Source organism: Alistipes sp. i18-0019-D1 (genome assembly GCF_042852885.1).
Classification (GTDB): domain Bacteria; phylum Bacteroidota; class Bacteroidia; order Bacteroidales; family Rikenellaceae; genus Alistipes.
This window is the reverse complement of sequence record NZ_AP031424.1, coordinates 2322397-2341820: the sequence shown is the minus strand read 5'-3', so window position 1 is coordinate 2341820 and position 19424 is coordinate 2322397. Positions and strand designations below refer to the sequence as shown.

Below are 19424 nucleotides of genomic sequence, written 5' to 3'. Positions count from 1 at the left end.
ATCCCGCTAATAACCCGGATTATTCGGTTTGAGATTCGGGTTATAAAGCAGTTCCCGGCTCGGAAGCGGCATCAGGCACTGGTAGTCCTTCGTGCCGAGCGTCTGCGTAGCCTTTCCGGTCCGCACGAGGTCGTACCAGCGGAAACCCTCGGCGAGGAACTCCAGACGGCGCTCCTGAAGCACCGCGTCGAGAAAATCGGCTTCGTTCGCCGGACTCACCCTGTCCAGACCGCGCTTTTCCCGCAGCTCGTTGAGACGATCCAGACCGCCGTTGAGCCCCTGCGCCTCGGCGCTGATCAGATACATTTCGGCCAGCCGCGAAATCACCACGGGGTCCGACCCGGTCTGCCCGCTGGGGTATTTGTTGATGAAGTTCAGGTTGTCGAGCGTGGTGATCGACACCTCCTTGCGCAGGTCCTCGTCGGCGTACATCGTCATCACGTCGCCCGCGGGACGGTAGTTGTAACTGCCCTTGTTGGGGTGGTTGTAGGAGTAGAACTGGTTGGAAATCTTGATCGACGAACCGTCCTCGGTCAGGCACGAGAAGGCGAAGATCACCTCCTTGTTGGCCTTCGAGCGGAAAATCTTGTCGAAGTCGTCGAGTGCGTAGTTCGGATTGGTGATCAGGCTCTCGGCCAGCTCTTTAGCCTCGCCCTTCTTGCCCAGATAGAGTTTCACGCGCGCTTTCAGGGCCGTCACGGCGGCGGGCGACACATAGTAGAAACTGTCGGCGCTCAACCCGTTCAGGAAGCCCGAAGCCGCGTCGAGGTCCTCCTCGACCAGCGCCCAGGCCATCGAGGCCGGGTCGCGCGAAACCTTGGCCTGGGTGTTCTGCCGCAGGACGGGCACGTCGCCGAAGCGGGTCACCAGACAGAGATAGATATGCGCCCGGAAATAGTGGCACTCGCCCAGCACCCGGTTCCGCGTGGGGCTGTCGGCCAGTCCCTCGGCGATCGACATGACGTTGTTCACCTGCAGAAGCGCCTTGTAGTAGCCGTTCCACTGGCTGCTGACAAACGTATGCAGCGCATTGGAAAGCGAGTTGATCAGGTCGATCGGGCGGCCCGTGCTGGTCATCAGCTCACCGCCGAAAAGGTCGAACGCGATGTAGGAGTAGTAGGTCGGACCCTCCTGGACCTTGTTGTACATTCCGATGCGCAGCGCCTCGATGTCGTCGGAGCCGACCACCGTCGGAGAGACCGCCGAATGCGGCTCGATGTCGAGCATGCTGCCGCAGGCACCCATCAGAGGCAGCAGGGCAAGCAATATTATTTTATGCAACGATTTCATGATTAATCGGATTTAGAAAGTGATGTTTACGCCTAACTTGAAGATGCGCGGCTGGGGAACGCCGTCGTTATCCTCGCCGTAGAAGCGCGGATCGAGGTTCACGCTCGTCTCGGGGTCCCAGCCGGGATAACGCGAGCAGAGGAAGACGTTGTCGCCCTGGGCATAGACCCGGAGTCCCTTGAGATGGATTTTCGAAACCAGCCGCTGCGGGAAGGTGTAGCCCAGCGTCACCGAGCGCAGGCGGATGAACGATCCGTCGGTCAGGTACATCGTCGAGTTCTTGCCGTTCCAGCCGCTGTACGAGTAGATCGCGCGCGGATATTTGTCCGACGTACCGGGTCCCGTCCAGCGGTTGTCGGCATAGGCCTTCAGCAGCGAGCGGGTATAGCCGGGCTTGGAGCCGTGGATCATCCACGACGCATACACGTCGTTACCGTAGCTGTACGTGAAGAAGAGGCTCAGTTCCAGCCCTTTGTACTTGAAGGTGTTGTTCCAGCCGCCCGAGAACTTGGGGTTGGGGTTGCCCGTGACGATACGGTCGTCGTCGGTGATGTCCCCGTCGCCGTTGCGGTCCCAGTACTTGACGTCGCCGGCACGCACGCCCTTGTCGTAGAGCGCCTGCGGAACCTCGCCGTCGTACTGATAGATGCCGTCCGTGCGGAAGATGTACCACGAACCCACCGTCCGGCCGAGTTTCAGCGCGCGGTTCGAACCGATCGCCAGCATGTCGTCCTCCAGCAACGCGGTGAGTTTGTTGACGTTGCGCGCGATATTGAGCGACGAACTCCACAGCACCTTGCCCAGGTTGAAGTGGGTGTTGATCGTGAACTCGACGCCCTTGTTGCGCATCGAACCGATGTTGCTCAGGATCGAGGTTTCGCCCGTCGTGGCGTGCACGGGCTTCGAGTAGAGCAGGTTGTTCGTGTTCTTCAGGTAAACGTCGGCGATCATGTTGATCTTTCCGCCCAGAAAGCTCAGGTCGAATCCGGCGTTGTACTGGTCGGCGGTCTCCCACGTCAGGCGGTCGTTGCCGCTCGACGAGATGGCGATGCCGCTCTGGCCGCCGTAGTTGGTGCCGCCGCTGATCAGGGCCTGCCAGCCGTAGTTGCTGATTCCGTCCTGGTTACCCGTGCGGCCGTAGCTGGCGCGGATCTTCAGTTCGGTCTTCTCGGCGTCCCAGAACGACTCGTTCGAGACGTTCCAGCCGACCGACACCGAGGGGAACCAGCCCCAGCGGCAGTCGGGCGCGAAGCGCGACGAACCGTCGGTACGGATCGTCGCGTTGACGACGTAACGGTCCTTGTAGGCGAGGCTCAAACGGGCGAAATAGGATTCGATGGCATATTCCGACAGTCCGGCGCTGGCCCCGACGATGTTCGCGGCCACGCTCGCCACGTCGAACGCCGGCGAGGGGTAGTTCTGCGCGTCGATATACGACGTGCGGCTCTTGGTCTTGAGGAACGAGTGTCCCACCATGGCCCCGAGTTCGAAATCTTCGCCGATCTTGCGGTTATAGTTGGCGTAGAGGTCGATCGTATTGGTCATCACGAACCGGTTCCGGTCCAGGATACGGCCGTTGTCGGCGGCATAGGGGTGGTTCTGGTTGTAATAGACGTAGTCGTAGGTGTAGGCCGAGTCGTTGTTGTACGACGCCCTGACCGTCAGCCCCTTGGCGATCTGCGCCTCGGCCCAGAACGAACCGATGAAGCGGTAGTTGTCCGTATAGGAGATCTCCTCGGAGAGAATCTGCACGGCATTGTGCAGCAGCAGTTCGTCGGTTCCGCCCGTGTAATAGCCGCCGTTGGGTTTGTAGGGACGGTCGAAGGGGCGCTGCTGCACGGCGCGTCCGATGATCGTCGAGCCGAGGTCGGCGCCCGGGATACGGTTGTTGTGCAGGTAGTTGCCGCTGATGTTGGCGCCCACCTTCAGCCATTTGAACATTTCGTGGCTGATATTCGACTTGAGGTTGACCTTCGAGATGTCGTTCGTCTTGATGACGCCCTCCTGGTAGTTGTAGCTGCCCGAGAGGTAATATTTGGTCTTGGCATTGCCGCCCGAAAACGACACGTCGAAATAGTGCGACTGGCCGAGGCGGGTGATCAGGTCGAGCCAGTCGGTGTCGGGCATGTTCCCGTAGGGATTCCGGATGTGCTTGACATAGCCCGAACTGTTGATCGTGAAGCCGTTCTGACGGTTGTAGTTGTCGACGCCCTCGTTGAAGACCTCGACGTACTGCTTCGAGCCGACGTATTCGCGGCGCCCGGTGTTGGGAAACTGCGTGATGCTGAAACCATAGTTGACCTTGACCTCCGATTTGCCCTCGCGGCCCTGCTTGGTGGTGATCAGCACGACGCCGTTGGTGGCGCGCGAGCCGTAGATCGCCGCCGAGGCGGCGTCCTTCAGCACCTCGATCGACTCGATGTCCGTGAGGTTGAGCGTCGCCAGCGAACTCATGCCCTCGCCGAACGAATAGAGCGACGCCGAGTTGTTCGACAGCGGAATGCCGTCGATCACGTAGAGCGGCTCGTTGCTGGCGCTGAGCGACGACGAACCGCGGATGCTCATCTTCTCGGCCGAACCGAGGTTACCCGAGCTGGTCGAGATCGACACACCGGCGATGCGGCCCTGGAGGAGCTCCGAGGGCGACATCACGCTGCGCATGTTCTCCTCGGTGGGCTTGAACTGGCTGATGGCGTTGGTCACCAGACTGCGGCGCTGCGTACCGTAACCGACCACGACCACCTCGTCGAGAGCCATGTTGTCGTTTTCGAGCCGGACTTCATAGAACTTGGCCGGATCGCCCACCGCAACCTCCTTGGTCTTCAGACCGAGGTAGGAGACGATCAGGCGGACATCCGTGCGCGACCCGATCCGGACGGAGAACGAACCGTCGAGGTCGGTGGTGGCGCCGATGGTCGTGCCGTCGACGATCACCGTGGCGCCGGTGACCGGGTTCCCGGCGCTGTCTTTCACAACGCCCTTCACGACGGCATTGGCCGAAGCGCGGGCCGCGGAGTCCCGCTTCGCGGGGGCGGACATGATGGCGATCATCTTGCCCTCGACGCTGCTCACGACGTTCTGTCCGGCGAACATCTTTTCGACGACAGCGCCGATCTCCTCGTTTTCGACATCGAGGGTGATCTTCTTGTTCACATCGGCATCCTTCGTCTTGATGACGAACGAGTAGCCGTAATCCTTTTGCAGGCGTTCGATCGCCGCCTTGACGGTCGCATTGCGGACCGACAGGCTCACCTTCTGGGCCTGGGCCGCGGAGGCCTGGAACAGGAAGCACAGAAGCGCGGCAAGCGTGATCAAACTTTTGACGGAAGGTAAAAGTTTATTCATTACGTTAAGATTTGAAGTTTTGAGAAATAGGTCATTAAAAGTTCCGTTCGTTTTGCATACTACATGATATGGTTATTTTAGGGGTGGCGATATGTAATAGACCTCGGCTTCCCTGCGCACCGAGAAAAGGCGGTCCTTGTTGAGCGCGTCGAGGATTTCGTCGAGCGATTCGTTGTTGATGAACGATGCGTAGTAGGTCTCGTCGCACAGCGACTTGTCCGTGACGACGATCTCGACGGCGAAGTGGCGGCGCAGGTCGGCGACGATGTCGCCCAGGGTCTGCTCCACGAAGAAGAAGTTGTCGTTGTCGATCCAGTTCGCATAGGAATCGGGATCGAAATTGAGGAAATCGATGTGATTGTTGGTCTTGTTGAAGCGGAGGATGTCTCCGGGAGCGAGGGTGAGTTTCCCGTTCATTTTCGACGCCTTGATGCCGACCGACACCTTGCCGTGCACCAGGCTCACCTCCGATTTGGCGTCCTCCTGGTAGGATTTGAGGTTGAACTGCGTGCCGAGGACCTTCACCTCCAGCCGGTCGGCGGAGACGATGAACGGGCGGTCCTCGTCGCGGCGGACGTCGGCGAACATTTCGCCCGACAGGTAGACCTGCCTCATCGAGCGGTTGAACTGCCTGGGGTAGATGAGTTTCGTGCCGGCGTTGAGCCACACGTGCGTACTGTCGGGCAGCACGACCTCGCGGCGCTCGCCCATGCCGGCATAGACCTCCACCCACTCGCGCGGGGTGTTGGCCTGGTGTCTGTAATGGAGCGCCAGGACGACGGCGGCAACGACGGCGGCGTATTCGATTATACGGAGGGGCCACCGCCACCGCCGGGCGTTACCGCTGCGGGGGGGGGAATTCGGGGCGGGGCATGCCGCGAGGATCGAGTCCAGCTTACGCCGCACGCGCTCCTTGCCCTCGGGATCGTATTCGGTCTCGGTGGCGTCCAGCAGGTCGCAGAACAGCTGATCCAGCCCCGGGTCCTTCAGCCGCTCCCGCAGCCACATGCGCACCTGCTGCGCCTCGGCTTCCGTGCAGTTGTCCCGCATGTAGGCGAGCAGCTGTTCGCGCGACATATTTTTCTTGGTATCCATAGGTTTCTTCTTGTTTTCAGGAGAATAGCACGAAAAAGAGCATCACGACGGAGATCGTCTTGCGGATCTGCTTGATCGCCAGGTCGACGTGCTTTTCGACCGTGCGGATCGAGAGGTTCAGCACCCGGGCGATCTCGGCATTGGTCATGTTGCGGTCGTAGCGCATGGCGAATATCTCGCGCCGCTTGTCGGGCATCGAACGCATCACCGAGTCGATGAACCCGACCCGTTCGCGCACGTCGACGTAGTCGTAAACGTCCGTATCGCCGTCGGCGACGTCGAGCATCGCATCGTTGATGTCGCTGCGCAGCATGTTGTACCGCAGCCGCATGTAGTCGAAGAGTTCGTTGCGCGTGGCGACCAGCAGGTAGTTGCGCACCGACAGTTCGGGGTTGACCTGCTCCTTGCGCATCCACATTTTGACGAAGACGTTCTGGATGATGTCCTCCGCCACGGAAGCGTCCTTGATGATATGCCTGGCAAACGTGTGCAGCAGGTCGTAGTAGCGGTCGAAAAGCACTCCGAAGGCTGCTTTGTCGCCGCCGCGCATCATCACGACGAGTTCCGAATCCCGTAAACAATTCTGCATGCCGGTCAGTATTTGCTCATGTCCGTAACCGCATAGGGCGTCCGGCAGGCCTCCAGCGCCGCCCGGATCGCCACCGGGGCGTTGGCGTCGGTAACCGGCGTCGAATACCCCGTCGACGAGGTGCTGGCGGTCGAATAGCGGTAGCCGTTTCCCTCGACGCTGACGCCCGTGCAGGGCGTGACGAGCGTCCGGAACACCGTCGCGGCGGCCGCGTAACGGCTGATTCCGTAGTCCATGTGGTAGGAGTCGCGCGTGAGGTCCATCCCGTTGTCCCTGTTCAGCGACGAAGTCCGCAGGTTCTGGAGCGACGTTCCCGAGGGGATCACGATGTCGATGCAGGTCTGGGCGGTGATCTTCCGCACCTGGGCCACGATCGCCTCGAACATCGCCTGCTGGTTGGCGAAATATTTCGGATAATGGGAGTGGTAGGCTCCGTAGGCCTGGGCCATGATGTACCCGATCGTGGGACGGTCGAGGGGCTGCGCCTGCTGGATGTAGTCGCAAAGTCCGGAAATCGCGCCCCGCTCGGTCTCATCCCATTCCCACGCATAGTACGAACCGGTGTGCTCCTGCAGCGTCACGATGTCCCACGTATCCGACTCGACGATGCTCTTGAGCGAACGGTTCAGCGTCCCTTCGTTCTCCCACTTCGTCGCTCCCGGCTCACAATAATAATAGGTGCAGATGTCCGGCGCCGTATAGTTTTCGAAAAATTCGGGCAGTTTGTAGCCGCCGTGATAGGCCCGCACCATCCGGACATGGGTGATCCCGGCGCTTTTCAACATCCCCGGCAGATGCTCCGTGGCGTCGACCGTAAAACTGTTTCCGATAAAGAGTATCTTGAGGGATTTGCCTCCCGCCGGCAGCGGCGGGTTGAACGTGCCGCCCAGTTCGCTCCCTATCCGGATCACCTCGCCGTCGGCGAAGACGAAGCAGATGTATTTCCCCGTGTCGAGCACGCAGCGCAGGGCAACGGCTCCGTCCGCAGGAGCCGCTATGCCCGTGTCGGCCCCGTCGAAAGCGATCGTCCCGCCGGTCGTCAGCGTCACCGCAGGCGACGCTCCGCCCCGCAGGGCCTCCGCATCGGCTTTCACCGCCGTCGCGTCGCCGTCGGCCGCCCAGTAACCGCCGCTGCTGACCGTAAAGACGGGAATCGCGCCTTTCCGAACGCCCCGCGTCGCGGCGCCTTTGAACCCGAATTTCAGCACCCCTCCGGCGGTCGTCGTCACCGACTCGGCATAATTGCAGGCCTCCACGCGTGCTTTCAGGTAGGCTTTCATCTCGTCGGTCGAACCGAACAGGTCGACCGACTCCTCCCCGGACACCTTCTGGGAGACGGGCACGACGACCGGTTCCGCACCGCCGTATGCGATCATCAGCGACGAGGTGCGCAGTTGAGCCAAGGGGTTCGCCTGGGCGGTGATTCCGACCTTCGCACTCCCCGTGCCTTCCGCCGGAACGGCCTCCAGCCACTCGTCGTCGCACACGATCTTCCAATGCGCCGTCGTCGAGATGCTCAACTGCAAGGTCGTTTTCCCGGACTCGAAATTCAGCGAAGCCGGAGCCGCATAGAATCTGACGTCGGGATTTCCGTCGTCGTCCTTGCCGGAAGAGCAGCCGGCTGCTGCTGCAAACAGGGCAAAAATCAGCAGGTGAAAGAGAAGTTTTTTCATAAGTTCATCGGGTCGGTTATAATAAGTACGAACGGGACGAACCCTCTACGTAACCGAAAATGCAATTTCATGGAAATGGAATACGACGCCCCGGAACCGGAGCGGTGAATAAAGCGGAATAAGACCCCGGACGGGAACCGGAGGCCTGCTTTCAGCCCCGTCCCCCGTCCGGCGTCGCTCCGTAAGGTCATCCCCGGAGCCGGATTGTGGATTCAATCGGTTTATCTGTTCCCGGAACGTTCCGGTAAGCTGCCGGTAATTTCGGCCACCCGCCGGGCCACCGTTTCGGGCGTTACGGCTTTCAGACAGCGGTAGTCGCCGTAGCGGCAGGGCTTGTTGCCGAAGACCGAGCAGGGACGGCACGCCATGTCGGCCTGCAAAACGTCCCCGGACGGAATCCCGTAGCCCAGGAACCCCAGCCCGGGATGCGTCGCGCCCCATACCGACACCACGGGCGTCGCGACGAGCGACGCCAGGTGCATCACCAGCGAATCCATCGTCACCACGCAGTCCAGGTTGGCGATGAGGTCCATCTCCCCGGCGAAGCGGACCTTGCCGTACAGGGCCGTGACGTTAGGATACGTGCGCTCCATCTCCTCGGCGAACGCCTGTTCGGCCCCTCCGCCCCCGTGGATGAAAACCCGCCCGTAACGCTCCGAGAGCATCCGCACGAGTTCGCGGCTCTGCGCCTCGGGATAGGTCTTGCCCCGGTGTGCGGAGAAGGGGGCAAAACCCACCCACACGCCGTGTTTCTCCCCGAAGGGATTGGGACGCTCCCGGTGCACGGCGGGCGCGGGGTCGTCCGGCACGAATCCCAGCTTCCGGAAAACGTCGCAGTAGCGCAGCACCGTGTGGCGCAGCGGCTCCATGCCGCGGCCTCCGCAGCGGATGAACGCCCGTTTTTCGGCACGCCCCTTGTCGATATGCGCCGTCGGAACGCCGTGCAGGCGCATTGCGAGGCGGAATGCCTTCGAACGCAGCACGTCGTGCACGTCGGCCACGGCGTCCACGCCCAGCCTCCGGGCTTCGGCCGCCAGCCGCCACATCCCCGCGAGGGTGCGGTGGGCGCCCCGGGTGTCGACGTCGAGGAACCCGACATCCAGCCCCGCGAAGAAGGGCCTGAACATGGGCCGCGTCGCCACCGTGACCCGCAGGCCGGGATAAGCGGCCGTCAGGGCGCGGAGCGCATGCGGCAGCATCGCCACGTCGCCCATCGCCGAGGTGCGCATCACCAGCAGATGACGCGGGACCGGCCCGCCGCCCCGGAGCACACCGCTCCCGGCCGCCGCACCGCCCTCGCGTCCCGCGCCTGTGACGCCGTTCGTCGTTTCCGCGCTATTTTTTCTGCCCATAGAGCACCGGATTCAGTGCAGGGTCGTTGTACATTTTCATCTGTTTGTAGGTCTTCATGTACTTGCGCCCTGCCTCGATGTCCTCGATCAGTTCTTCGATGGCCCGCGAAAGGTCGGCCTGCTGCGCGAGCAGCACGTCCAGCTTCTTCCGGCAGGCCGCGCGATGCGCATCGTCCACGTCCGTACGCTCCGCCTCGCGAGCCATGTGGTAGATTTTCAGCGCCAGGATCGACAGGCGGTCGATGGCCCACGCGGGGGTCTCGGTGTTGAGACGCGCGCCTTCGGCAGGCGTTATGTCCTTGTACTTGTCCAGCAGGTAGGAATCCACGTACTCCACCATATCCGTACGGTCCTGGTTCGACTTGTCGATGCGGCGCTTGATCTTCAGCGCCTCCGCGGGGTCGATGGCCGGGTCGCGGATAATGTCCTCCAAGTGCCACTGCACCGTGTCGATCCAGTTCTTGTGGTAGAGCAGATGGTCGATCGTACCCGGTGCGTAGGGGTTGTCGATGGGATGGTCCACATCGTCCCAGCGGTGATACTCCTCGATGGACCGGTTGAAAATACGGTTCGCGTTTTCGGTAAACATAGCTTGCGGTTTTATAGTATTATTGGATTTTTCACCGGAAAATCATACCTTTGTCGGTAACGATTAAACAAAGATAATGACTTTTTCCAAAAAAGCAATACTCCTTTCGGGAATCCTCCTTTGCGCGTTCGTGCAGCTCGGGGCGCAGGTGCGCCAGACACGCGAAGAGTACATCAGCCGCTACATGCCCATCGCCATCGCCCACATGGAGCGCTACGGAATCCCCGCGAGCATCACCATGGCGCAGGGAATCCTCGAATCCGACTGCGGCAACAGCCTGCTGTCGATGAAGTCGAACAACCACTTCGGCATCAAATGCAAGCGCAACTGGACGGGCGACAAGGTCTACCACGACGACGACGCCAAGGGCGAATGCTTCCGTTCCTACCCCTCGGTCGAGGCGTCGTACCGGGACCACGCCGAATTCCTCGACTCGCAGCCCCGCTACGACTCGCTGTTCGCCTACTCCTCCGACGATTACAAGAGCTGGGCGCGGGGCCTCAAGGCCGCGGGCTACGCCACGGCCCCCGACTATGCGCAGCGGCTCATCCGCATCATCGAGGAGAATCAGCTTTTCCTGCTCGACCGGCCCGACGGCGCACGGCTCTACGCCTCGCGGTTCGGGCTGAAACGCGACCCCGAGGAGTGGTTCTCGTCGCAGAGCAGCGTGGAGGAACTGGCCTGGACCGGGGGAGCCGTCGACCCGGACAACTACCGCGTGACGATCAACGCCCACCAGGGCTACAACGTCTACGCCACCAACGGCGTGCACTACGTGCTGGCCAAGGAGAACGACACGTTCGAGAACATCGGACGGAAGTTCCGCCTCTCGGCGCGCAACCTGCGCAAATTCAACGACCTGAAGGACAAGAAGGCCCAGCCGGTGCCGGGCGAGACGGTCTACATCGAGCGCAAGCGGAAACGCTGGGAGGGCAACTCCCGGCATCACATCTGCCGCCAGGGCGAAACGGCTTACTCCGTAGGCCAGTCCTACGCCATCCGCACGCGGTCGATCGAGAAACTCAACCATCTCCGCAAGGACGAGGAGCTGGCCGCAGGACGCGAAATACGCATAAAATAAAACCTACATACCATGGAAACAACCCCGCTGAGAGCACAGATTCTCGATACCATCATCCGCAAGTCGACACTCAAACAACGGGTTTTCGACAACACCTTCGGAGCGTTCAACTCACTGAAGGAGACGCTGCTGGAAATGGCCTCGGAGATGGACGACGAACTGGACGGCAAACTCGACCGCCGCGTGCGGCTCGAATACCGCGACCGCGGCAAGTTCGAGGCACAGCTGCAGGTGGCCAACGACATCCTGATCTTCCAGATGCACACCGACGTTTTCGAGTTCGGCTCCGACCACCTCATCTGGCAGAACCCCTACGTGCAGGCCGACCGCGACAACTCCTACTGCGGACTTATCAACATCTACAACTTCCTGTCCGACTCGTTCAAATTCAACCGCAACGCCGACGAAGGTTACCTGATCGGCCGCATCTTCATCAACCGCGAACGCCGCTACTTCGCCGAAGGCAAGCAGCAGACCTCGATGCGGGCGATGGATTTCGGCAAGTCGGAGATCGATCAGGAGGCGCTGGTCGCGATTCTCGAATCGGCGATCGGCTTCGCGCTGAACTTCGACCTGCTGATGCCGCCCTACGAGGAGAACAAACGCGTGACGGTGGACCAGTTCAACACCAAGATGGACAACTCGAAGTTCGTGACGGGCAAACGCCTCGGCTACGACTTCGACATAGAGGATATTTAACAGGCCGGGCATGGGAGAGGCTTCCGGTTTTCACCGGGCCCCGCGGGCCGCAGCCGCCGTTGCGGCACACGATCGTAGCTTTAGCGGCACGCCGTAAATCCGGCCCTTCCCCAAATCCCCTCCCCGGAGGGGACTTGCCGTACCAAGCCCCATGCATCGAGCACAACTTTCAACACGCCATTTTCTCATGAAAACCATCCTTTTCCCGCTAATAGCCGCAGCGGCGCTCCTGACGGGCAGCGTCCGCGCCCAGAACGAATACGCCGAAATCGCCCGTCTGCGGGGGCTGAACGAATCGGTGCGCGGCATCCGCTCGATGGCCGACGGCGAACACTACACCACGCTCGAGTCGAACGACATCGTCCGTTACAGCTACGCGTCCGCAGCCCCCGGCGAGAGCATGCTCCCCGCGCCCGCGCCGAACCTCGTCATCACCGACTACGCCTTCTCGCCCGACGAGCGCTCGATCCTCATTGCCTCGGGCCGCAAACCGATCTACCGCCATTCGTACACCACCAGCTATTCGCTCGTGCGCGACAACACGGTGCGCCCCGTCCTGCGCGAGGCCGAAGCGCCGCGCGACGCCTCCTTCTCGCCCGACGGGCAGAAGATCGCCTACTCGGACCGCAACGACCTCTACGTTTACGACATCGCCGCCCGGACCACGCGCCGCATCACCGACGACGGGGCGTGGAACCAGGTGATCAACGGCACGACCGACTGGGTCTACGAGGAGGAGTTCGGCGTGACGCGGGCCTACGCCTTCTCGCCCGACAGCCGCCGCATCGCCTACCTGCGTTTCGACGAGAGCGAAGTGCCGCTGATGGAGATGATGCGCTTCGACGGCAAACTCTACAACCGGGCCTATTCGTTCAAATACCCCAAGGCCGGGGAGCGCAACTCCGTGGTCCAGCTCTGGATCGCCGACCTTGAGACCGGCGCCAGGGAGCGCATCGACACGGGCGGGGAAACCGACCAGTACATTCCCCGCATCGGCTGGACGCCCGACGGACGGCCGTGGTACTACCGCCTCAACCGCCGCCAGAACACCTTCGAGATGATCGTCTGCGAACCCCACGGGGCGCAGCGCACGGTCTACGACGAGCGGGCGCAGCAGTACGTCGAGCGCGTGGACGACGGGACCGTGACCTTCGTCGACCGCGACCGCTTCCTCGTGCGGCAGGAGAGCCACACGGGCTTCATGCACCTCTACCTTTACAGTCTCCGCCGGGGCATCCTCGAACAGGTGACCAAAGGTCCGTGGGAGGTGACCCAGGTCGTGGGGACCGACGGCAAACGCGTGTGGTTCCTCTCGACCGAAACCTCGCCGCTGCGCCGCAACCTGTACAGCGTGCGCCTCGACGGCAAGGGCAAGCAGCGCCTCACCACGGGCGAGGGCTACTACACCGCCGCCCCGAGCGCCGGGATGAAATACTTCATCACCACTTTTTCCAACGCCTCGACGCCCAACGTCACGGAGGTCTGCGACGCCGCGGGAAAGCCCGTCCGCACACTGGCCGACAGCCGCCGCCTGCGCGAAGAACTGGCCGCCGCCGACCGCCCCGTGAAGGAGTTCTTCACCTTCACGACCGAGCGCGGCGACACGCTCAACGCCTATATGGTCAAGCCCCGCGGCTTCGACCCCTCGCAGCGCTACCCCGTGCTACTGACCCAGTATTCGGGTCCCGGCTCGCAGTCCGTGCGCGACCGCTGGTCGCTGGACTGGGAGGACGCCCTCGCCGACAAAGGCTACGTCGTGGTCTGCGCCGACGGCCGCGGCACGGGATTCCGGGGCGAGAAATTCAAGAAACTCACCTACGGACGCCTCGGGGCGCTGGAGGTCGAGGACCAGCTTTCGACCGCCCGCCACATGGCGGCGCAACCCTGGGTCGACCCCGCGCGCATCGGCATCTACGGCTGGTCCTACGGCGGATTCATGGCTTTGAGCTGCGCGATGAAGGGCCTCGGGCTGTTCAAAATGGCCATCGCCGTGGCTCCCGTCACCTCGTGGCGCTACTACGACACGATCTACACCGAGATCTACAACAACCTTCCGCAGTACAACACTGCGGGCTACGACGACAATTCGCCGATCAATTTCGCGCGGATGCTCGACGACCGGCGCACGCGGCTGCTGATCATCCACGGCACGGCCGACGACAACGTCCATTTCCAGAACACCGTCGAGATGACCCGGGCGCTCAACCGCGCCGGCAAGCAGTACGACATGATGATCTACCCCGACCAGAACCACTCGATGTTGCCCGACGCAACGGCACACATAAGACAAAAGATGATCGATTACACACTGAAGAATTTATGACGTACACATTGCAACTCGAAACGCCCGTCGGCCCCGTGACGATCACGGCTACGGGCGAGGCCGTGACGCAGATCCGTTTCGGCACGGAAATTCCGGAAGGCTCCGCAGCCGTCCCCGAAACCTCCGCCACGCCCCTGCTGCTGAAGGCGGCGACGCAGCTCCGGGAGTACTTCGCCGGCACGCGCCGCGACTTCTCGCTGCCGCTCGCACCCGCCGGAACACCCTTCCAGCAATCCGTCTGGCAGGCGCTGCAAACCATTCCCTACGGAGAAACCCGCACCTACGGGCATATCGCCGTACAGATCGGCCACAACAAATCGTTCCGCGCCGTCGGCATGGCCAACAACCGCAACCCCATCGTCATCGTCGTTCCCTGCCACCGCGTTTTGGGCTACGACGGCAAACTCACGGGCTACGCCGGGGGACTCGACATCAAGGAGCGGCTGCTCGACCTGGAAAAGCGGCGATAAACGCACCCCGGCGGCAGGCCTGCAAATCGCACCCGCACGAAAAAATGCGAGGCACGGTCTCCCGTGCCTCGCATTTGCATATCCCGTCCGGTCAAAGTCCGAACGCAACGGCGTTGATGCCGTCGTAAACCGCGCTGACGATGCCCAGCAGCAGAACGCCCGCCATGCAGAGCGCGAGGCTGACACGCGTGTAACGGTCGCTGCGGAACGCCGCGATCGGCGCGTCGGAGGGCGTAATGTACATCGCCTTGACGATCAGCAGGTAGTAGTAGAGCGAAATCACCGTGTTGATCAGGGCGATGAAGACCAGCAGGTGGAACCCGCCCCTGAAAGCCGCCGCGAAGACGAAGAATTTCGAGAAGAACCCGGCGAAGGGCGGGATTCCCGCCAGCGAAAACAGCGCCAGGATCATCAGCAGCGCCAGGCGGGGATTGGTGCGCGAAAACCCGTTGTAGTCCTCCAGCGATACCTTGCCCCCGCTGTGCTGCTCGACGGCCGACAGCACGCCGAACACCGCGAGGTTGGCGGCCATGTAGACCAGCACGTAGAAGACCAGCGAGGTCATGCCGATGGCGCTGCCGCCGATGACGGCCAGCATGATGTATCCGGCCTGCGAGATGGACGAGAAGGCCATGAAACGCTTGAGGTCCTTCTGCCGGATGGCGAAGAGGTTGGCGACGGTGATGCTCGACACTGTCACGATCCAGAGCAGCGTCTGCCACTCCCGGACCATCGGGGCGAACACCTTCACGAGCACCGTCAGCAGCACGAACGCCGCAGCGCCCTTCGAGACCACCGAAAGATAGGCGGTCACGTTCGTCGGCGCCCCCTGGTAGGCGTCCGCCGTCCAGAGATGGAAGGGCACGAGCGAAATCTTGAAACCGAGTCCCGAGAAGAAGAAGACCAGGGCCATCACCTGCAATGGCGAACCGTCGATGCGGGCGGCCATATCGTCGAAATAGAGCGTCCCGGTCGTACCGTAGAGGAACGAGATGCCGTAGAGCATCAGTCCGCTCGAAAACAGCGCGCAGAGGATGTATTTGGCCCCCGCCTCGGCCGAATAGCGTTTGTATTTGTCGAAGGCCACCAGGCAGGCCATCGGCACGGAGGCCAGCTCCAGCCCGATGAAGAACAGCAGGAAGTTGCCCGCACCGATCATGAAATGCATGCCCAGCAGCGTCGAGAGGGTCAGGATGTAGAATTCACCCTGCTTGTGGCGCGTGTCCTCGCGGCGCAGCCACGTGTCGGACTGGAGGAAGACGACCAGCGCCCCGACGGAGAGCATGCCTTTGACGATGCCGTCCATCGGCGCATACCGGAACATGCCGCCGAAGGCTTCGCCCGCCGGGCCCGGAATGAGGTTCACGACGACCTGCACGACCATCAGGCAGCAGACCACGGCCGAGAAGCGGCGGCGTCCGCGCTCCCCGGCCACGAGGTCGTAGAGGAACACGAGAACGAGAATCGCCGTGAGGGTCACTTCGGCCCGCATCAGCGTAAATATCGAGGTGTAATCCATAGTCGCTTAATTCATGATGTGAGTAATAACCTCCGCGACGCTGCCGCGAATCATGTCGCTCACCCACAGCGGCGCCAGACCCATGCCGGCGATGGCGACGACGAGGCAGACGACCGACAGGCGTTCGTCCCACGTGGCGTCGGAGAGCTTCAGGTGCCCGGGATTGTCGCACGTGCCGTAGAGGATTTTCCCGACGACGCGCAGGATGTAGACCGCCGTGATGACGATCGACGTGCAGGCGATGACGGTCACCACGCGGTGGAACGTGCCGGCGTTCATGAACGCGCCGTTGAAGATGGTCATTTCGGCCACGAAGCCGCTCAGACCCGGCAGCCCGAGGTTGGCCAGACCCGCGATCACATAACCGACCGCCAGGAACGGCATCACCTTCATCAGTCCGCCCAGCTGGCGGATGTCGCGCGTGTGGGTGCGGCCGTAGATCATGCCGATCAGCGCGAAGAAGAGGGCCGTCATCAGGCCGTGGCTCAGCATCTGGAGCACGGCGCCCGTGCCGGCCGTGGTGTTCATCATCAAAACGGCGAACAGCACCAGTCCGCAGTGCGACACCGAGGAGTAGGCGTTGATGTACTTGAGGTCGGTCTGCACGCAGGCCGAGAAAGCGCCGTAAACGACGGAAATCGTTGTCAGTATGATAAATATCCAGCTCAATTCATGCGCCGCTTCGGGTAAAAGGTACATGGCGACCCGGAAACAGCCGTATCCGCCCAGCTTCATCAGCACCCCGGCATGGAGCATCGACACGGCCGTCGGGGCCGAGGCGTGGCCGTCGGGGCTCCACGTGTGGAACGGGAACAGCGCACCCAGCACGCCGAAGCCCACGAACACCAGCGGGAACCAGATGCGCTGCTGAACCGCGGGGATGTTGTTCAGCGCGGCGATCTCCTGAATGTTCATCGTCGTGGCGCCCGCGCCGAAGTAGATGCCCAGAATGCCGATCAGCAGCAGCGCCGAGCCACCCATCAGCATAAGCGTCAGTTTCATGGCCGCATACTCCTTGCGGCCGCTGCCCCAGACGCCGATCAGGAGGTACATCGGGATCAGCGCCACCTCGTAGAACATGAACATCGTGAAGAGATCGACCGAAATGAAGAACCCGAACACCCCCACGCTCAACAGGCAGAACCAGAGGAAGTAGGCTTTGATGTCGGTCTTCATCTGCCACGAAGCGAACGTGCCCGTGAAGACGATGACGGCCGACAGCAGGAGCATCGCCACCGAAATGCCGTCGACGCCCACGGCGTAGTGGATGTTGAGCGGCGCATACCAGACATGGCTTTCGGTGAAGAGCATCTGCGCCGTCTCGCCCGCGCCGCGCAGGCCGAGGTACTGCACCACGAGCACGACGGCCAGCGCCACGAGCAGCGAAGAGCCTGCGACCATCACGGCGTGAATCTGCCGCGTCGACTTCGAGAGCCACAGACCCAGCATCATCACGAGCGGAACGGCGGGAAACAGAGATAGTATATTCATAACTCGTTCGGATTAACAGATTAGAAGAATCAAGATCGTGAGGCCCAGCGCACCGCCGAGGAACCAGATGCAGTAGCGCTGCACGCTGCCGCTCTGCATGTCGCGGACGAGGTAAGCGACGCCGTTCGTGCCCCACGCGAGGAAATTCATGAAGCCGTCGACCACATGCCGGTCGAACCACGCGATGGGCGTGGAGATGCAGGCGAAAATCACCCGGTGGGTGATGAACTGGTAGACCTCGTCGATGTAGAACCGGCGGTAGGCCGCACGGTGCAGGCCGCTTAACGTCGCGGCCAACCTGTCGGCCACGGGCTGCCGGTCGCGGGCATACATCCACGTCGCCAGCGCGATAGCCGCGGCGGCCACGCAAAGGCTGACGGCGGCCACGCCCGTGTCGATATGGATCGTGTAGGCCGCGCCGTCGCTCGACACGAACTCGCCGAAGGGAATGAATCCGGCCACGCAGGTCACCGCCGCGAGCAGCACGAGCGGCAGGGTCATCGCGAGCGGAGCTTCGTGCGGCGTGTGCTCGGCATGCAATTCGCGGTTCTCCGTACCCCAGAAAATGCCGTAATAGAGGCGGAACATGTAGAAGGCCGTGAGTCCCGCAATGGCGGTCATCACCCACCCCATGACGGGCGAGAAAGCGAAGCAGGCCGTCAGGATCTCGTCCTTCGAGAAGAAACCGCTCAAGGGCCAGATGCCCGCGATGGCGAGGCACGCCACGAGGAACGTCGCGTGGGTCAGCGGCATGTAGCGGCGCAGGCCGCCCATGGCCGACATCTCGTTGGAGTGCACGGCATGGATGATGCACCCCGCGCCGAGGAACAGCAGGGCCTTGAACATGGCGTGGGTGAAGAGGTGGAACATCGAAGCCATGTAACCCAGCCCTCCGGCGTGCGGATCGGCCGAGGTCGAGACACCCAGCGCCACGATCATGAAACCGATCTGCGAGATGGTGCTGAATGCCAGCACACGCTTGATGTCGCTCTGCACGCAGGCCACGACAGCGGCGTAGAGTGCCGTGAAGGCCCCGATATAGGCCGTCCAATGCAGCACTTCGGGCGCATAGCCGATAAACAGCGGAAACATGCGCGCCACGAGGTAGACGCCCGCCACGACCATCGTCGCGGCATGGATCAGCGCCGACACGGGGGTGGGACCCTCCATGGCATCGGGCAGCCAGATGTGCAGCGGGAACATGGCGCTCTTGCCCGCGCCGCCGACGAACATCAGCCCCAGTGCCAGCGGGATCATCGCCCCGGCGGCCACCAGCATGTTCGCCTCGGGCGTGAAGGAGAAGGTCCCGGCGTAATAGCCGTAGATCAGAATGCCGATCAAGAAGCCCAGGTCGGCGAAGCGCGTCACGATGAAGGCCTTCTTCGAGGCGGCCACGGCCTCCCTCTTCGTATAGTAGAAGCCGATCAGCAGGTAGGAGCTGACGCCCACCAGCTCCCAGAAAAGGTACATCTGGAAGATGTTGGTCGCCACGACCAGCCCGATCATGCTCATCGTGAAGAGCGACAGAAAGGCATAGTAGCGCTGGAAGCCCCGCTCGCCCTTCATATAGCCCAGCGAGTAGATGTGGACCATCAGCGACACCGTGGAGATCACCACGAGCATCATCACCGAAATCGGGTCCAGGAGGATGCCCAGGTCGATGTGAAGCGCGCCGCCGATGGGCAGCCACACGGTATTCCAGGGGATCAGCGTCGGGAACACCCCTGCGGCATCGCGCCCGGCCGAGAAGTATTCGAAAGCCGTCCAGTAGCTCAACAGCGCCACCACGGCCAGCACGGCCGTACCGATTGCGCCCGCCGCCGCGGGACGCATCTTCATGCCCGCAAGCCCCAGCACGAGGAAACTCGCCAGCGGAAGCAACAGAATCAGAATCGTATATTCCATAGA

Annotated in this window: 14 protein-coding genes; 4 read left to right on the top strand and 10 right to left on the bottom strand. The window is 62.0% G+C overall.

Annotated elements, in window-relative coordinates; translation table 11 throughout:
• Window positions 1–6: 6 nt before the first annotated feature.
• The 7 genes from ACGHP5_RS09725 to ACGHP5_RS09695 all read right to left on the bottom strand — a co-directional run bounded on the left by ACGHP5_RS09725 (window position 7) and on the right by ACGHP5_RS09695 (window position 9933).
• Window positions 7–1290: a RagB/SusD family nutrient uptake outer membrane protein gene (locus tag ACGHP5_RS09725; protein WP_290533537.1), complete on the bottom strand. Its 1284-nt coding sequence runs from the start codon at window positions 1288–1290 to the stop codon at window positions 7–9.
• 12 nt (window positions 1291–1302) lie between these two features.
• Window positions 1303–4635, bottom strand: a complete 3333-nt coding sequence (locus ACGHP5_RS09720; protein ID WP_390566408.1) for a TonB-dependent receptor — start codon at window positions 4633–4635, stop codon at window positions 1303–1305.
• A gap of 72 nt (window positions 4636–4707) precedes the next feature.
• Window positions 4708–5730: a FecR family protein gene (locus ACGHP5_RS09715; protein ID WP_390566406.1), complete on the bottom strand. Its 1023-nt coding sequence runs from the start codon at window positions 5728–5730 to the stop codon at window positions 4708–4710.
• Between the two features lie 16 nt (window positions 5731–5746).
• Window positions 5747–6319, bottom strand: a complete 573-nt coding sequence (locus ACGHP5_RS09710) for an RNA polymerase sigma-70 factor (protein ID WP_290533540.1) — start codon at window positions 6317–6319, stop codon at window positions 5747–5749.
• Window positions 6320–6324: 5 nt separating this feature from the next.
• On the bottom strand, window positions 6325–7992 hold the full coding sequence (locus ACGHP5_RS09705) for a DUF4886 domain-containing protein (protein ID WP_337773249.1): 1668 nt from the start codon (window positions 7990–7992) through the stop codon (window positions 6325–6327).
• A 221-nt stretch (window positions 7993–8213) separates the two neighbouring features.
• Window positions 8214–9344, bottom strand: a complete 1131-nt coding sequence (locus tag ACGHP5_RS09700) for a glycosyltransferase family 9 protein (protein WP_390566405.1) — start codon at window positions 9342–9344, stop codon at window positions 8214–8216.
• Window positions 9328–9933: a DUF4254 domain-containing protein gene (locus ACGHP5_RS09695; protein WP_390566403.1), complete on the bottom strand. Its 606-nt coding sequence runs from the start codon at window positions 9931–9933 to the stop codon at window positions 9328–9330. Before ACGHP5_RS09695 ends, ACGHP5_RS09700 begins: the two co-directional genes overlap by 17 nt.
• Window positions 9934–10009: 76 nt before the next feature.
• Here ACGHP5_RS09695 and ACGHP5_RS09690 point away from each other — a divergent pair, with 76 nt between their 5' ends.
• The 4 genes from ACGHP5_RS09690 to ACGHP5_RS09675 all read left to right on the top strand — a co-directional run bounded on the left by ACGHP5_RS09690 (window position 10010) and on the right by ACGHP5_RS09675 (window position 14506).
• Complete coding sequence (locus ACGHP5_RS09690) at window positions 10010–11014, top strand: glucosaminidase domain-containing protein (protein WP_390566402.1); 1005 nt, start codon at window positions 10010–10012, stop codon at window positions 11012–11014.
• Window positions 11015–11026: 12 nt separating this feature from the next.
• Window positions 11027–11713 carry a hypothetical protein gene (locus ACGHP5_RS09685; protein WP_290533545.1) on the top strand — a complete coding sequence of 229 codons (687 nt, stop codon included), beginning with the start codon at window positions 11027–11029 and terminating at the stop codon, window positions 11711–11713.
• Between the two features lie 187 nt (window positions 11714–11900).
• Entirely contained in the window at window positions 11901–14036 is a 2136-nt protein-coding gene (locus ACGHP5_RS09680; RefSeq protein ID WP_390566400.1) for a S9 family peptidase, read from the top strand.
• Window positions 14033–14506, top strand: a complete 474-nt coding sequence (locus ACGHP5_RS09675) for a methylated-DNA--[protein]-cysteine S-methyltransferase (RefSeq protein WP_295903151.1) — start codon at window positions 14033–14035, stop codon at window positions 14504–14506. Before ACGHP5_RS09680 ends, ACGHP5_RS09675 begins: the two co-directional genes overlap by 4 nt.
• Window positions 14507–14597: 91 nt before the next feature.
• Here the strand turns inward: ACGHP5_RS09675 and ACGHP5_RS09670 are convergent, their stop codons facing one another.
• From ACGHP5_RS09670 to nuoL, 3 genes are read right to left on the bottom strand one after another with little or no spacing between them, the layout of a single operon-like run.
• Window positions 14598–16025, bottom strand: coding sequence for an NADH-quinone oxidoreductase subunit N (locus ACGHP5_RS09670; protein ID WP_390566398.1), 1428 nt, complete (start codon window positions 16023–16025; stop codon window positions 14598–14600).
• A gap of 6 nt (window positions 16026–16031) precedes the next feature.
• Entirely contained in the window at window positions 16032–17516 is a 1485-nt protein-coding gene (locus ACGHP5_RS09665; RefSeq protein WP_390566396.1) for a NuoM family protein, read from the bottom strand.
• Window positions 17517–17528: 12 nt separating this feature from the next.
• Window positions 17529–19421: an NADH-quinone oxidoreductase subunit L gene (nuoL, locus tag ACGHP5_RS09660; RefSeq protein WP_390566394.1), complete on the bottom strand. Its 1893-nt coding sequence runs from the start codon at window positions 19419–19421 to the stop codon at window positions 17529–17531.
• Window positions 19422–19424: the final 3 nt, after the last annotated feature.